Raw genomic sequence first — 14,770 nt, 5'->3', positions numbered from 1 at the left:
ATGGCACGTCCGATCCGCTCCATCACCCTGGGCCTGGCCTGGCGCCTGTTCCTTGCACAGGCCTTCACCGTGCTGTTCGCGGTGGTCGCGTTGATCCTGACCTGGGGTGACAAGGACACCTGGGGCATGGACATGTTCATGGCCGAGGCAGTGGCCAAGGCGGTGCACAGTGAGGGTGGCCGGCTGGTGCTGGACCAGGCGCGCTGGGAAAAGCTCGATGCCAGTGCAGGCGGCAACCTCTGGTTCGCGGCAGTCGACGACAAGGGTGCCTGGCTGGAGCGCGGCACGATTCCGGCGATCCACGCGCCGCTGCTGGCGCGGTTGCCGACGCTGGGCGCGACCGAACTTGGTTCGCTGGTGCCGCCGTACTTGGATGTGGCGCGGGTGATGATCCGCAACGAAGAGGGGCGCCGCATCACGGTGATGGTCGGTGGCGCTCCAAAGGGCGGGTTGCTGGATGGCGCGCTGATGGTGCTGCGCCTGATCGGCCTGTGGTTCTTCCTGCCGTTGATCGTGGTCACGCTGCTTGTGATGCCGACGGTGATCCATCGCGCGATGCGCGGCGTGCGCCGCTCCGCGCAGCAGGCCAAGGAACTGGACATCGGCCAGCCGGGCGCGCGCCTGGATGCGCAGCTGGTGTCGACCGAGGTCGCACCACTGGTGGAAGCGTTCAACGATGCGATCGACAAGGTGCAGCAGGGCTATGCAGCACGCGACAAATTCCTCGCCGATGCCGCGCATGAGCTGCGCGTGCCGATCGCGGTAGTGCAGGCGCGCCTCTCGCAGCTGCCGCAGGGTGAACTGAAATCGCAGTTGCTGACCGATGTCGCCCGCCTCGGCAACGTGGCCGAGCACCTGCTCGACCTGCAGCGGCTCGACCGCAATGTCGGCGCGCTGCAGCGGCTGGACCTGGCGTTGCTGGTGCGCGAGGCGGCCGCCGATCTGGCACCGCTGGTGGTCGGCGCCGGTTATGGCTTCGAGGTGGATGCGCCGGAGTCGCCCGTGTGGATCCATGGCGACAGCCTGGCGCTGGGGCGGGTGATCGCCAACCTGGTGCACAACGCCATCGTCCATGGTGGCGGGCGCGGCATCATCTGCGTGCGCCTGGATGCACGCGGCCTGCTGGAGGTCAGCGACCAGGGCGCCGGCATTCCGGTCGGTGACCGCGAAGCGATCTTCGAGCCCTTCCACCGCCTGCGTGCAGCCGGCAGCGGCAGTGGCCTGGGCCTGCACCTGGTGAAGGAAATCGTGCAGCACCACGGTGGCTCGGTCAGCGTCGGTGAAGCGGCGGGCGGCGGCGCCAGCTTCAGGGTCAATTTCCACCGCGGTACCGTACGGCGCTGACAGGCACACGGGGAAAGGCCCGATAGGCAGCCTGCCACCTCCAGCGGCAGGCTGGGGGAATGGTTCCCGATCGCTCCGCCCCGGCCCTGTTTGGCTTTGGCTGCGCCGCAGGCCTGGTGCTGGGGGCGCTGGCCTGCGTGCAGATGCCGGTGTTGCTGCCGCTTTGGCTGAGTGCGCCGATGGCGGTCGCCGGCGCCAGCGGCTGGCTGTTGCGCTGGCGCGGCCGTGCGTGGGCCGCGACCCTGCTCGGCCTGGCATGGGCCACACTGCACGGGCACTGGGTCCTGCACGGCCAACTTGCGCCCGGCGCGCCGCCGCAGGACGTGCAGGTGCGGGGCCGGGTTGCCGACCTTCCGCAGCAGGGGCCCGGCTACACGCGTTTCGTGCTGCATGTGGAAGATGCCGAAGCCCTGCGATCGCTGCGTGGCAAGCGCCTGCAGGTGACCTGGAACGATCCGTGGCGCGGGCCTCCGCAAGGTGGTCCGGATGCTGGACGCCGTGGGGTTCGCGCCGGGGCGTACTGGGAACTGTCGTTGCGCGTGCGGGCGCCGCGTTCACGGATCAATCCCGGTGGCTTCGATGGCGAGCGCCACGCCGTGCTGCGGGGCATCTCCGGCAATGCCTCGGTGCGTGATCCGGCAAGTGCACGCGAGTGGCTGCCGGCGCAGGGCCTGCAGGCCTGGCGGGAACGCAGCAGTGCCGCGATCGCCGTGCAGGTGGCACATCCTGCCGCACGGTTCGTGCAGGCGCTGGCACTGGGCGATACCCGTGGCCTGTCCGATGCCGACTGGGAACACCTGCGCGCGTTGGGCCTGACCCATCTGGTCGCCATTTCCGGTTTCCACGTGGGCGTGGTCGCGGGCTTCGGCGTGCTGCTGTGCCGCCTGTCGTGGTGGCTGTGCCCGCTGCTGGGACGGTACTGGCCACGGCCGCAGGCCGCCGCATGTGGAGCGGCGCTTGCCGCAGCCACCTATGCGGTAGCTGCGGGTGGTGCACTGCCGACGGTGCGCGCGGCGTTGATGATCGGGCTGGTCGCACTGGCCAGGGCCGGACGTCGCCCGGTCGGTGCAGGGCAGGGGCTGGCGTTGGCCGCGATGGTGATGCTGCTGCCGGCGCCGCTGTCGGTGCTCTCGGCTGGATTCTGGCTGAGCTTCGGCGGCGTGCTGTGGCTGCTCTGGTGCCTGCCGAGGACGGGGCCGGAGGGCATCGGTGGTGGGCTGCGCGGGTTCCTTGCCGCGCAGGGTGTTGCCAGCCTCGGCCTGCTGCCGCTGTGCGTTGCGCTGTTTGGCGGGACCGCGCGGCTGGGGCCGCTGGTCAATCTGCCGATCATCCCGTGGTGGACGATGCTGGTTGTTCCGCTGTCGCTGCTCGGTACCGGCCTGCACGTGCTGCATGACGGCGCGGGGCGTTGGGCCTGGCGCGCCGCGGCCTGGCTGTTCCAGCTCAGCTGGGAGGCCCTGCAGCCGTTGGCGTTGCATCCGCAGGCGATGTGGTGGCTGGCCGAGGCGCCACGCTGGGCGGTACCGGTGGCCTTGCTGGGCGTGTTCTGGTGGCTGCTGCCGCGCGGTGCCGGCGGTGGCCTTGCTGGCCTGCTGCTGTGCCTGCCACTGCTGTGGCCGGCACGGCATGCCCCTGCCGACGGCGAGCTGGAGCTGCTGGTGCACGATGTGGGCCAGGGCACGGCGGTGCTGGTGCGCACGGCCCGGCACGCGCTCTGGTACGACGTTGGACCGCCGACCGGTGGTGACGGCAACGAGCGGATCCTGGTTCCGGCGTTGCGTGCGCTCGGTCAGGGGCCACCGCAGCAGGCGATGCTCAGCCATGACCACCTGGATCACATCGGCAGCCTGCCCGGCCTGCGCCGGCAGCTGGCCGGGCTGCAACTGCTGGCGCCGCCCGGCAGCACCATCGCCGGGGCTGCCCCGTGCCAGCAGGGGATGCGCTGGCAGTGGGATGGGGTCGATTTCCAGGTCCTGCACCCCGCGCCGGGCAGCCGGCAGGCCGAAAACGAAGACAGCTGCGTGCTGCGCATTGCCAGCCGCCACGGCGTGGTGCTGCTTCCCGGCGATATTGGTCGACCGGCCGAGGGGGCGCTGCTGCAGGCGTATCCGCACGCGCTGAAGGCGGACGTGGTACTGGTGCCGCACCATGGCAGCGGCGGCAGCTCCAGTGCGCCGTGGGTTGCGGCGGTGGCGCCGCGGCTGGCGGTGGTCTCGGCCGGGCACCGGAACCGCTTCGGCCACCCGCGCCAGGAGGTGGTCCAGCGCTGGCAGGCGCAAGGCGCGGAAGTGCTGGCCACGGCCGACTCCGGGGCGATCCGCGTATGGCTTGGCGCACAAGGCCTGCAGCTGCGTGAACAGCGCATCCATGCATCCCGGTGGTGGGATGCCGCTGGGCGGGCGCGGTCGGCTGCTATCCTATCGCCGATCGAACAAGCGGCCGTTGGGCCGGAGGGTTGAAACGTGTGGGAACTGGTCAAGGCCGGTGGCTGGCCGATGGTGCCGCTGCTGCTGTTGGGCGTACTGGCTTTGGCGATCATCCTGGAGCGTTTCTGGTCCCTTCGGCGGACTGAAGTGCTGCCACCCGGCCTCGGCCAGGAAGTGCGCAACTGGGCCGCTCGCGGCAAGCTCGACCCTGCCCACCTGCAGACCCTGCGGGCGAACTCGCCGCTGGGGGCGCTGCTGGCTGCCGCACTGGAAGCCCGCAACCGCCCGCGCGACCAGATCCGCGAGCGCATCGAAGACACCGGCCGCCACCTGGTGCACCGCATGGAGCGATTCCTGAACGCACTGGGCACCATTGCCTCGGCGGGCCCGCTGCTGGGCCTGCTCGGCACGGTGATCGGCATGATCCAGATGTTCCTGGGCATCCTCGACCACGGCGTGGGCGATGTGAACCAGCTGGCCGGCGGCATCGGCAAGGCGCTGGTGTGCACCGCCACCGGCATGATCGTGGCGATCCCGGCGCTGATGTTCCATCGCTACTTCAAGGGCCGCATCCACGGCTACGTGGTGGAGATGGAGCAGGAAGCCAGTGCCCTGCTGGATACGCTCGACGGCCGCCCCGGGGTGATGAACCCGGCCCCGGCCGCGCGCCAGGCCGGCGCCGCCACGGCGAAGGCCTGATCGATGCGTATCGGCAACGACCGATCCCAGGATGAGCCGCATATCGACCTGGTGCCGCTGATCGACGTCATCCTGGTGCTGATCATCTTTTTCGTGGTCACCACCACCTTCGACGCGCGTTCGACGCTGCAGGTGCAGCTGCCGACCGCCAGCCAGCAGCAGACCAACGAGCCGCCACGCTCGCTCAGCGTGCTGATCAACGCCGAAGGCCGCTACTTCATCAATGACCAGGAAGTGCTGCGCAGCGACGTCGAGTCGGTCAAGCAGACCATCGCCGCCGTGGCCGGCAGCGATCGCGAGCAGACCGTGCTGCTGCGCGCCGACGCACGCACTCCCTACCAGGCTGTGGTGACCGCGCAGGACGCGCTGGGTCAGCTCGGCTTCCGCCGTATTGCCATTGCAACAGCACCCGAGGTGCGTCCATGAGTTCCAATCACGCGCCGGTGTGGCCGATCTACAAACGCCTGCTGGGGTACACCCGCGCCTACTGGGTGTTCATGGTGGCCGCGGTCATCGCCATGGTGGTCGAAGCCCTGGCGGGCTACCACTTCACGAAGTTGATGGAGCCGCTGGTCAACCGTGGTTTCGTCAACCCGGAACCGCGCATGGCGGTGATCCTGCCGCTGACCATCCTCGGCCTGTTCCTGATGCGCAGCCTCGCCACCTGGGTGAGCGACTATGCGCTGGCCAAGACCGGCCGCAGCGTGGTGCGCGACCTGCGCGAACAGGTGCTGGCCAAGTACCTGCACCTGCCGTCCTCGCACTTCGATACCGAAGCGACGCCGGTGATGGTCAGCCGCCTGAACTTCGACACCGAACAGGTCACCCAGGCCAGTGCCGACGCACTCAAGACCGTGGTCGCCGACACCCTGACCATCATCGCCATGCTGGCGGTAATGCTGCAGATGAGCGTCAAGGTCACCGTGGCCATGCTGGTGGTGGTGCCGCTGATCGGCGTGATCGTGTCCTACGTGGGCAAGCGCTACCGCCGCATCAGCCGCGGTATCCAGGACGGCATGGGGTCGATGGCGCAGACCGCCGAACAGTCGCTGGCGGCACAGCAGGAAGTGAAGGTGCACGGCACCCAGCAGCATGAGATCTCGCGCTATTCGCGCCTGGCCAACCGCATGCTGGCGCTGAACATGAAGGTGGAAGTCACCCGAGCGGCGGCGTCCAGCGTGGTGCAGTTCCTGGCCGCACTGGCGCTGGCGGTGATCGTCTGGGTATCGACCCGCGAAGCGCTGGCCGGCCGCCTCAATGCCGGCCAGTTCATGGGCCTGATGACCTCGATGATGGCCATCATTCCTTCGCTGCGCCGCCTGACCAGCGTGCAGACCTCGATTTCGCGCGGCGTGGCCGCCGCAGAGCGCCTGTTCGGCATCCTCGACATGCAGGTGGAGCGTGACGAGGGCCGCAACAACGTGCAGCGCGTGCGTGGCGAGCTGGCCTTCGACCACGTCATGCTGCGCTACCGCGAGGACAGCGGCATCGCCCTGGACGACATCAGTTTCGTTGCCAAGCCCGGTACGGTCACCGCCATTGTGGGTCGTTCCGGCAGTGGCAAGACCAGCCTGATCCGGCTGGTGCCGCGCTTCTATGAGCCCAGCGGTGGTGTGATCACCCTCGATGGCGTCGCGCTGGATGACTATCCGTTGGCCGACCTGCGTCGGCAGGTGGCGATGGTCGGGCAGAAGGTCATGCTGTTCGATGACACCATCGCGGCCAACATCGCCTATGGCATGGAAGCGAGCGAGGAGCAGATCCGTGCGGCGGCCGAAGCAGCCAATGCGTGGGAGTTCATCGCGCGCATGCCGCAGCAGCTGCAGACCCCGGTCGGCGAGAATGGCGCGCTGCTGTCCGGCGGCCAGCGCCAGCGCCTGGCGATCGCCCGCGCGATCCTGCGTGACGCGCCGATCCTGATCCTCGACGAAGCCACCGCCGCGCTGGACAACGAATCCGAGCGACTGGTGCAGGACGCGCTGCAGCGCCTGATGCCCGAACGCACCACGCTGGTGATCGCGCACCGCCTGTCGACCATCGAGCATGCCGACCTGGTGCTGGTGATGGACCACGGCCGCATCGTTGAACGGGGCACCCACAAGGAGCTGCTTGCCATGGGTGGCCTGTACCAGCATCTGCACAGCATGCAGTTCCGCGAAAGGCAGGACTGATGGCTGGCAAGGGTACCCAGACCCCGCCGTACTGGTACGACGGCAGCCCGGTTCCGTGGGCGATGCGCCTGCTGGCACCGTTGTATGCCGGCGTCACCGCGCTGCGTCGCCGCGCTTATCGGCGCGGCTGGCGCAAGCGCTACACGCTGCCGGTGCCGGTCATCGTGGTCGGCAACATCACCGCCGGTGGCACCGGCAAGACACCGCTGACCATCGGCCTGGTCGAGCGCCTGCGCGCGGCCGGCTGGAAGCCGGGCGTCGCCAGCCGTGGCTATGGCCGCGAAGACGCCGACAAGCCGCTGTGGGTGCAGGCCGACACGCCAACTGCCAAGGGCGGTGACGAACCGGTGCTGATCGCCTGGAAGACCGGCGTACCGGTGCGCGTGGACGCCGACCGCGTGGCCGCAGGCAAGGCACTGATCCAGGCCGGCTGCGATGTGATCGTCTGCGATGACGGCCTGCAGCACTACCGGCTGGCGCGCGACATCGAGATCGAAGTGGTCGATGCCCAGCGGCGCTACGGCAACGGCCGGATGATTCCCGCCGGACCGCTGCGCGAGCCGGTCAGCCGTGCCGGCGAATGCGATTTCCGTGTGGTCAACCTGGGCCAGGCCGATGAGGAAACCGCGGCCCAGGCCTGCGGTTTCGGCCAGTGGCCGATGGCCCTGCACATCGACAGTGCGCAGCCGTTGGCCGGTGGCCGCGCGCGCCCGTTGTCGTACTTCAAGGGCCAGCGTGTTCATGCGGTGGCGGGCATCGCCCATCCACAGCGCTTCTTCGACATGCTGCGCGCGCGTGGCATCGGCGTGGTCCCGCATGCCTTCGCCGACCACCAGGCCTACCAGCCGCAGGATCTGTCCTTCGGTAGCCAGCTGCCGGTGCTGATGACCGAGAAGGACGCAGTGAAATGCCGCGCGTTCGGCAACGATTGGCATTACGCGGTGCCGTTGCGTGCCGAACTGCCTGCTGCGTTCTGGGTGGCGCTGACTGACCGCCTGGACAAGCTGCGACCGAACTGAGTGGCGCGGCGGCGCTTGCATTCACGCGCCGCCGGCCGCACCCCCGTTGTAACGAGCCTGCCGAGTATCGCCCCATGACTGAATTCGTTGTCGCCATTCCGGCCCGCTATGCCGCCTCTCGCCTGCCGGGCAAGCCGCTGCGCCTGCTGGGCGGTGAGCCGCTGGTGCTGCACGTGGCGCGCCGCGCGCTGCAGGCCGGCGCTGGCGAGGTATGGGTTGCTACCGACGATCAACGCATTGCCGACGCGCTGTCCGGGCTGGCCGAGGTGAAGGTCGCGATGACCGCCACCTCGCATGCCTCTGGTACCGACCGCCTGGCCGAGTGCGCACGCATCGCCGGCTGGGCCGACGACACCGTAGTGGTCAACCTGCAGGGCGACGAACCGTTCGCGCCTGCGGCCGGCATCCGTGCGGTGGCCGAAGCGTTGGTCGGCGGCAGCTCGCCCATGTCGACCCTGGCCACGACCGTCGAGGACGCGCAGACCCTGTTCGACCCGAACGTGGTGAAGCTGGTACGCAACGCACGCAAGGAGGCGATGTACTTCAGCCGTGCACCGATCGCCTGGCACCGCGATGGCTTCGCGCGCAGCCGCGACGCGCTGCCGGAAGGCCATGCCTGGCTGCGCCACATCGGCATCTACGGCTACCGCGCCGGTTTCCTGCAGCAGTTCGCCGCGATGCCACCGGGCCAGCTGGAGCAGGTCGAATCGCTGGAGCAGCTGCGTGTGCTGGAGGCGGGTTACCCGATCAGCGTGGCGATCTCGCCGGAGCCGTTCCCGCCGGGTATCGACACGCCCGAGGACCTGGAGCGTGCCGAAGCGTTGCTGCAGACGCTGGCCGCGCGATGAGGCTGCTGGTCGTCTGCCTCGGCAACATCTGCCGTTCGCCGATGGCCGAAGGTGCGCTGCGCGCACGCCTGGACGCTTCACCGCTGGCGGGGCGGGTGCAGGTGGATTCGGCCGGCACCGGCGACTGGCATGTCGGCGAGCCGCCGGACCGGCGCGCGATCGCCTGCGCGGCCGGGCACGGCGTGGACATCGGCGGCCTGCGTGCGCGCCAGCTGCACGCCTCGGATTTCGACCGTTTCGACTGGATCCTGTGCGCCGACGAGGCGAACCTGCGGGATGCGGGACGCTTGGCGGCACCTGCCCAGCGTGAGCGGCTGGCGCTGTACCTGCCCTGGTCGGGCGGGGAGGGGCAGGTGGCCATCCCGGATCCCTACACCGGCGGCAGCGATCACTTTGAACAGGTCTGGACGCTGGTCGACAATGCTGCAAAACGTGCAGTGGCACGACTGTTGCATGACGCCGACTCCGGCATAATCGGGCCATGAACGTCCAGCCCGTCCCGGACCTGCCCGAGTTCGCCACCTGGCTCAATGCCGCCCCCTGCACCCTGACCGAACTGCGCGGTCGGCCGGTGGCCCTGTTGTTCGTCAACGCCGCTTCTGCCTGGAGCGCGCAGCGCCTGGCCGAATTCGGCCAATGGCTGTCGCGTCACCCTGGCATGCTGCAGCCACTGGTGTTGCAGGTACCCCGCTTCGATTTCGAGCGTGACGCCGGCGCCGCACTGAAACTGCTGCGTCGCCAGGGGCTGTCAATGCCGGTCCTGCTCGATGCCGACTGGGATGGCTGGCGTCGCTTCGGCATTACATCGTGGCCGACCGTGGTCCTGCTGGACGCGCAGGGTCGCGAACAGCAACGGCTGGTCGGGCTGGGTGCTCCGGGAGACCTGGAGCGTGCGTTGAATGCGCTGTGCCACGGTGCGCCGTCGGCACCGCCGCGCGGCGGTGCCGAGCTGCATCCGGAGCCGCGCCAGGCACTGCGTTTCCCGCTGGGCCTGGCGGTCAGCACCGAACGCCTGTACATCGCCGACAGTGGCCATCACCGCATCCTCGAATGCAGCCACGGCGGGCGCATCCTGCGCCAATTCGGGCTGGGGACGGCCGATTTCATGGACGGCAACCTCGCCGAAGCGGCGTTCCATCGCCCGCAGGCGCTGGTGCTGGAGCGCGATGCGCTGTACGTGGCCGACACCGGCAACCATGCCGTGCGCCGCATCAACCTGCTGACCGGCATCGTCGACACGCTGTGCGGCAATGGCCGCCCCGGCGCGCCGGTGGAGGGCCCAGTCGTGCAGGCGCGGCAGGTCTCGCTGGACCACCCGGTCGGCCTGGCCATCGCCGACAACCAGCTGCACATCGCCATGGCCGGCGACAACCGCATCTGGAGCTACCACCTGGGTCAGCGCAGCCTGCAGTGGCGCGCCGGCAGCGGTGCCATCGACGAGCGTGATGGCAGCGGCCACCTGGCCGCATTCGCACAACCGACTGCACTCGCCGTGGTGCAGCAGGTGCTGTACGTGGCCGATGCGCTGGGCTCCTCGATCCGTGCACTGCAGCTGCGCGGGGATCTGGTGCAGACGCTGGTCGGGCAGGGTCCCTGGCGTTTCGGTGACGAAGATGGCCCGCGCGCGCAGGCCAGCCTGCAGTTCCCACAGGCGATCGCGCTCAGTCCGGATGCGCCGCTGCTGTGGATTGCCGACACCGGCAACGGCCGCCTGCGCACGTTGCGCCTCGGCGGCGGTGAGTTGACCACCCAGCCGCTGCCGCGGCGCCTGCATGGCCCGGCCGGCCTGACGGTGGGTGCAGGCGCGGTGTGGATCGCTGAGACCGACGCCCACGCCGTGCTGCGTTTCGATCCCGACAGTGGCGTGCTCAGCGAAGTATCGATCAGCGAATGACCGACGTTCCCGCCCCGGCCTTCGACGGCAAGGCCTTCGCGGCCCAGCTCAGCACCGCCCCCGGCGTGTACCGCATGTACGCCGCCGACGACACGCTGCTGTATGTCGGCAAGGCGCGTGCGTTGCGCAACCGCGTCGGCAGCTATTTCAACGGCAGCCCGAAGAATGCGCGGATCATGTCGATGATCTCGCAGATCACGCGCATGGACGTGACCGTGACGCGCTCGGAGGCCGAGGCGCTGCTGCTGGAAAACCAGCTGATCAAGTCGCTGTCGCCGCGTTACAACGTCTCGCTGCGCGACGACAAGACCTATCCGCATGTGCTGCTGACCCGCGAGGACTGGCCGCGCATCGCCCTGCATCGCGGCCCGCGCGCCATTCCCGGGCGCTATTTCGGGCCGTATCCCGGCGTCACTGCGGTGCGCGAAACCCTTAACCTGATGCACAAGCTGTTCAAGCTGCGCAGCTGCGAGGACAGTGTGTTCCGCAACCGCTCGCGGCCGTGCCTGCAATACCAGATCGGCCGCTGCAGCGCGCCCTGCGTGGAGCTGGTGGCGCCTGCCGAGTACGCCGAATCGGTGCGTCGCGCCGCGCTGTTCCTGGAAGGCAAGAGCGACGAGCTGACCCGCGAGCTGGGCGAGCAGATGCAGGCCGCCAGCGAGGCACTGGAATTCGAGCAGGCTGCGCGCCTGCGTGACCTGATCTCCTCGCTGCGCAGCATGCAGACCCGCCAGTACGTGGATGGCCGCGCCGCCGACCTGGACGTGCTGTCGGTGGCCATGCAGGGCTCGCAGGCCTGCGTGCTGCTGCTGGCCTTCCGTGATGGCCGCAACCTCGGCACCCGTCCGTTCTTCCCGCGCACCAATGGCGAGGAAAGCCCCGAGGAAGTGCTGGCGGCGTTCGTCTCGCAGTACTACATCGAATTCGAGCCGCCGCGCGAGATCCTGCTGGACCGCGAGATTCCCGATGCCGACCTGCTGGTCGCCGCGCTGTCCGCGTCGGCCGAACGCAAGGTGCAGCTGAAGTGGAACGTGCGCGGCGAGCGCGCCGGCTACGTGGAACTGGCCAGCCGCAACGCGCAGCTGACGCTGGCCACTGAACTCAACAGCCGCAATGCGCAGCACGCGCGCAGCGATGCGCTGCGCGACATGCTGGGCCTGGCCGAGCCGGTCAAGCGCGTGGAATGCTTCGACATCAGCCACACCTTGGGCGAGGCCACCGTGGCGTCGTGCGTGGTGTTCGATGCCGCCGGCCCGGTGCGCGCGCAGTACCGCCGCTTCAACATCAGCGGCATCGAGCCGGGCGATGACTACGCCGCCATGCGCCAGGCCATCGACCGCCGCTTCCGCCGTGCAGTGGAAGAGCAGGGTGTGCTGCCGGACGTGCTGCTGATCGACGGCGGCGCCGGTCAGCTGGCACAGGCGCAGGCCGCGCTGGCCGACCTGGGCGTGGAAGGCGTTCTGCTGGTGGGCGTGGCCAAGGGCGTGGAGCGCCGCGCCGGCCACGAAGCGCTGGTGATGCCCGACGGCCGCGAGCTGCGCCCCGGCGCGGCCAACCCGGCGCTGCAGTTCATCCAGCAGGTGCGCGACGAGGCCCACCGCTTCGCCATCACCGGCCACCGCGGCCGCCGCCAGAAGGCGCGGATGACCAGCAAGCTGGAGGACATCCCCGGCATCGGGCCGCGCCGCCGTGCCAGCCTGCTCAAGCATTTCGGCGGCCTGGTGGGCCTGAAAGCCGCTGGCGAAGCGGAAATCGCCAAGGTGGAAGGCATCAATGACGCCCTCGCGGCACGTATCTACGCTAACCTGCACGGGTTGGCCACGCCTGATGCGGCCGAGTAGAGAGAGAAGCACGCAAGCATGAAGTTGACCCTGCCCACCTGGCTGACGTTGTTGCGGATCGTGATGATCCCGGTGCTGGTGCTGGTGTTCTACCTGCCCTACACCTGGACCAACTTCGCTTCGGCGGCGATCTTCGGCCTGGCCGCGATCACTGACTGGCTCGATGGCTGGATCGCCCGCCGCTACCAGCTGGAGTCGGCCTTCGGCGCCTTCCTCGACCCGGTCGCGGACAAGCTGATGGTGGCGGTGGCGCTGTTCCTGATCGTGCAGGGCCACCCGACGCCGTGGATGGCGTTCTGGGCGGCGGTGATCGTCGGTCGCGAGATCGCGGTGTCGGCGCTGCGCGAATGGATGGCCGAACTGGGCCAGCGCGCCAAGGTGCGCGTGGCGATGATCGGCAAGGTCAAGACCACCGCGCAGATGGTCGCGCTGCTGTGCCTGCTGTATTCGGTGGCGCCGAACGTGCCGGTGGAAGACATCTGGATGGGCTGGCCGGTGTTCCACATCGGCGACTGGACCCTGGCCATTGCCGCAGTGCTGACGTTGTGGTCGGGCCTGCAGTACCTGCACGCCGCCTGGCCGAGCCTGCGCGAAGACGAACGCGCCGCACGCGAGCGCTCGCGACAGAAGAAGCTGGGCAACTGAGCCCGGGGTCGGATCCCTTTCCGCAGGAAAGGGCTCTGACCCCACGGTTGCTGCCATCCACGCATGGCGTGGATCTATTGGAAATGCCGCATCCACGGAGGGGGCGGATCCATCAGTTTGCGGAGACGCTGTAGTAGATCCACGCCATGCGTGGATAGGCGGTGCAAGGCGCCTCCCAGACCCTGAAAAAAGCGCTTGACGCAATCCTTGGAATAGGTAAAATTTCGCCTCCCAAGCGGGAATAGCTCAGTTGGTAGAGCGCAACCTTGCCAAGGTTGAGGTCGCGAGTTCGAGTCTCGTTTCCCGCTCCAGATTCAAGAAAAGCGCTCCCGTAAGGGGGCGTTTTTCGTTTGCGTACTGCGCGCTTCATTCCCACTTCACCGCCACTTCTTCGTCTCACCACGCCCCCGCTCGAAGCTGCATCTGTGTTCCTCCAGGACGATGCAGCAATGCCCCACACGCCCTCCGCCTACGACCACGACGTAGTCATCGTCGGCGCCAGTTTCGCCGGTGCCGCCTGCGCCTTGGCGGCCGCCCAATACGGCCTGCGTGTCTGCGTGCTGGAACGCAAGGCCGACCCCGGCGAACGCCTGCACACCACCGGCATCGTGGTGAAGGAAGCGATGGAGCAGACCTGGCTGGGACGCATGCCCGGACATCTGGTGCAGCGGGTCGCGAACGTGCGCCTGTATGCCCCCAATCTTCGCAGCGTGTTGCTCGCCGCGCCGGGCTACTACTTCCTCACCACCGATACGCCGAACCTGATGCGCTGGCTGGCCAGCGAGCTGCGCGCGAACGGTGTCGACCTGCGCCTGCAGCAGTCCTTCACCGATGCCCATGGCAATGGTGACGGCTGGCTGGTGGATGGGTCAGGGCGATGTGCCTATCTGGTTGGCGCTGACGGCGTACGCTCACGCGTGGCACAGCGCACCGGGCTCGGCCAGGTGCGTGACAACCTCTACGGCGTCGAACGTGAGTTCGCCGGCCTGCAGGTGACGCAGGGCGATGCGCTGCATTGCTTCGTCAGCAAGCGCTACGCGCCGGGTTACATCGGCTGGGTCGCGCAGAATCCAACCGGCCTGCAGGTCGGGTTGGCGTTGCGTCATGACCCGCAACAGGTGCGGCGGCCGGACATCGATGGTTTCCTCGATCACGTGCGCGACGTGGTCGGCATTCCGCCTTCGGCGCGTCCCTCGGCCACCCGCGCCGGCCTGGTGCCCTGCGGCCGGCCGGACGGGCCGATCACCGGCCAGCGCGTGATCCTGACCGGCGACGCGGCCGGCATCGTCTCGCCGCTCTCGGCCGGCGGCATCCACTCCTCATGGCGACACGGCTGGGCAGTCGGCGAGGCGATGGCCCGCCATCTGCGTGGCCAGGGGCCGGACGCCGAACGGGTGGCGCGGCAGGCCGCGCCTGCATTTCACGGCAAATACCTGCTGCGTTGGGCGATGGATCATCTGCAGGCCGACTGGCCGCTCAACGCACTGCTGCACACGGCGGCTACGCGGCGCATCGCCGAGCAGGTCTACTTCCACCGCCGTGGACTGCGCACGTGAAGAGAGCAGGCAGGGGTCTGAACGCCGTCCCAAAATGCAGGCGAAAATTCCTGTTGACGCCGTGCAGCAATATCGACACAATAGCGCTCCTTCGACGCAGGTCGAACGAAATCTGCGGGAATAGCTCAGTTGGTAGAGCGCAACCTTGCCAAGGTTGAGGTCGCGAGTTCGAGTCTCGTTTCCCGCTCCAGATTCAAGAAGAACGCTCCCGCAAGGGGGCGTTTTTCGTTTGTCATGAAGTTGGCCGGCAGGGCCGCTACAGTCGCGCCACGGCATCTTCATGGCGGGCGTGATATCAGTGGCCCGGCGTGACGATTCCGGCGTCAG

12 protein-coding genes and 2 tRNA genes are annotated in these 14,770 nt (G+C 68.5%); all 14 read left to right on the top strand.

The genetic code is table 11. From position 1 onward, the window contains the following. The 14 genes from V3B41_RS17205 (at window position 1) to V3B41_RS17140 (ending at window position 14,633) form a co-directional block, all read left to right on the top strand. Entirely contained in the window at window positions 1-1,344 is a 1,344-nt protein-coding gene (locus V3B41_RS17205) for a HAMP domain-containing sensor histidine kinase (RefSeq protein WP_049432522.1), read from the top strand. Window positions 1,345-1,403: 59 nt separating this feature from the next. Then, window positions 1,404-3,803, top strand: coding sequence for a DNA internalization-related competence protein ComEC/Rec2 (locus tag V3B41_RS17200; protein ID WP_049432519.1), 2,400 nt, complete (start codon window positions 1,404-1,406; stop codon window positions 3,801-3,803). 3 nt (window positions 3,804-3,806) lie between these two features. Then, on the top strand, window positions 3,807-4,469 hold the full coding sequence (locus V3B41_RS17195; RefSeq protein ID WP_049432517.1) for a MotA/TolQ/ExbB proton channel family protein: 663 nt from the start codon (window positions 3,807-3,809) through the stop codon (window positions 4,467-4,469). 3 nt (window positions 4,470-4,472) lie between these two features. Further along, entirely contained in the window at window positions 4,473-4,895 is a 423-nt protein-coding gene (locus V3B41_RS17190) for a biopolymer transporter ExbD (protein WP_004152323.1), read from the top strand. Beyond that, the gene (gene msbA / locus V3B41_RS17185) at window positions 4,892-6,640 is read left to right on the top strand and encodes a lipid A export permease/ATP-binding protein MsbA (RefSeq protein WP_049432515.1); all 1,749 of its coding nucleotides are present in this window, start codon (window positions 4,892-4,894) and stop codon (window positions 6,638-6,640) included. Before V3B41_RS17190 ends, msbA begins: the two co-directional genes overlap by 4 nt. Next, window positions 6,640-7,659, top strand: coding sequence for a tetraacyldisaccharide 4'-kinase (lpxK, locus tag V3B41_RS17180; RefSeq protein ID WP_329861721.1), 1,020 nt, complete (start codon window positions 6,640-6,642; stop codon window positions 7,657-7,659). The genes msbA and lpxK overlap by 1 nt, the downstream gene beginning before the upstream one ends. Window positions 7,660-7,733: 74 nt before the next feature. Then, window positions 7,734-8,507, top strand: a complete 774-nt coding sequence (gene kdsB / locus V3B41_RS17175) for a 3-deoxy-manno-octulosonate cytidylyltransferase (protein ID WP_100443625.1) — start codon at window positions 7,734-7,736, stop codon at window positions 8,505-8,507. Continuing rightward, window positions 8,504-8,992, top strand: coding sequence for a low molecular weight protein-tyrosine-phosphatase (locus V3B41_RS17170; protein ID WP_329861720.1), 489 nt, complete (start codon window positions 8,504-8,506; stop codon window positions 8,990-8,992). Before kdsB ends, V3B41_RS17170 begins: the two co-directional genes overlap by 4 nt. Next, complete coding sequence (locus V3B41_RS17165) at window positions 8,989-10,401, top strand: nhl repeat protein (RefSeq protein WP_049432506.1); 1,413 nt, start codon at window positions 8,989-8,991, stop codon at window positions 10,399-10,401. Before V3B41_RS17170 ends, V3B41_RS17165 begins: the two co-directional genes overlap by 4 nt. Continuing rightward, a complete protein-coding gene (gene uvrC / locus V3B41_RS17160; protein WP_049432503.1) occupies window positions 10,398-12,242 on the top strand; it encodes an excinuclease ABC subunit UvrC in 1,845 nt (614 codons plus the stop codon). Before V3B41_RS17165 ends, uvrC begins: the two co-directional genes overlap by 4 nt. 18 nt (window positions 12,243-12,260) lie before the next feature. Further along, window positions 12,261-12,887 carry a CDP-diacylglycerol--glycerol-3-phosphate 3-phosphatidyltransferase gene (pgsA, locus tag V3B41_RS17155; RefSeq protein WP_010486073.1) on the top strand — a complete coding sequence of 209 codons (627 nt, stop codon included), beginning with the start codon at window positions 12,261-12,263 and terminating at the stop codon, window positions 12,885-12,887. 235 nt (window positions 12,888-13,122) lie between these two features. Beyond that, window positions 13,123-13,198, top strand: a tRNA-Gly gene (locus V3B41_RS17150). A 138-nt stretch (window positions 13,199-13,336) separates the two neighbouring features. Next, entirely contained in the window at window positions 13,337-14,443 is a 1,107-nt protein-coding gene (locus V3B41_RS17145) for an NAD(P)/FAD-dependent oxidoreductase (RefSeq protein ID WP_329861719.1), read from the top strand. A gap of 114 nt (window positions 14,444-14,557) precedes the next feature. Next, window positions 14,558-14,633 (top strand) — tRNA-Gly (locus V3B41_RS17140). Window positions 14,634-14,770: the final 137 nt, after the last annotated feature.

The sequence above is a fragment of the Stenotrophomonas sp. SMYL89 genome (genome assembly GCF_036319985.1).
GTDB lineage: Bacteria > Pseudomonadota > Gammaproteobacteria > Xanthomonadales > Xanthomonadaceae > Stenotrophomonas > Stenotrophomonas maltophilia_Q.
The sequence above is the reverse complement of the archived record's forward strand: the minus strand, read 5'-3'. Positions and strand labels throughout refer to the sequence as shown.

Coding starts and splice junctions, on each gene's coding strand:
- V3B41_RS17205 (WP_049432522.1), top strand. CDS start 1: ATGGCACGTCCGATCCGCTCCATCACCCTGGGCCTGGCCTGGCGCCTG.
- V3B41_RS17200 (WP_049432519.1), top strand. CDS start 1,404: ATGGTTCCCGATCGCTCCGCCCCGGCCCTGTTTGGCTTTGGCTGCGCC.
- V3B41_RS17190 (WP_004152323.1), top strand. CDS start 4,473: ATGCGTATCGGCAACGACCGATCCCAGGATGAGCCGCATATCGACCTG.
- msbA (WP_049432515.1), top strand. CDS start 4,892: ATGAGTTCCAATCACGCGCCGGTGTGGCCGATCTACAAACGCCTGCTG.
- lpxK (WP_329861721.1), top strand. CDS start 6,640: ATGGCTGGCAAGGGTACCCAGACCCCGCCGTACTGGTACGACGGCAGC.
- kdsB (WP_100443625.1), top strand. CDS start 7,734: ATGACTGAATTCGTTGTCGCCATTCCGGCCCGCTATGCCGCCTCTCGC.
- V3B41_RS17170 (WP_329861720.1), top strand. CDS start 8,504: ATGAGGCTGCTGGTCGTCTGCCTCGGCAACATCTGCCGTTCGCCGATG.
- V3B41_RS17165 (WP_049432506.1), top strand. CDS start 8,989: ATGAACGTCCAGCCCGTCCCGGACCTGCCCGAGTTCGCCACCTGGCTC.
- uvrC (WP_049432503.1), top strand. CDS start 10,398: ATGACCGACGTTCCCGCCCCGGCCTTCGACGGCAAGGCCTTCGCGGCC.
- pgsA (WP_010486073.1), top strand. CDS start 12,261: ATGAAGTTGACCCTGCCCACCTGGCTGACGTTGTTGCGGATCGTGATG.
- V3B41_RS17145 (WP_329861719.1), top strand. CDS start 13,337: ATGCCCCACACGCCCTCCGCCTACGACCACGACGTAGTCATCGTCGGC.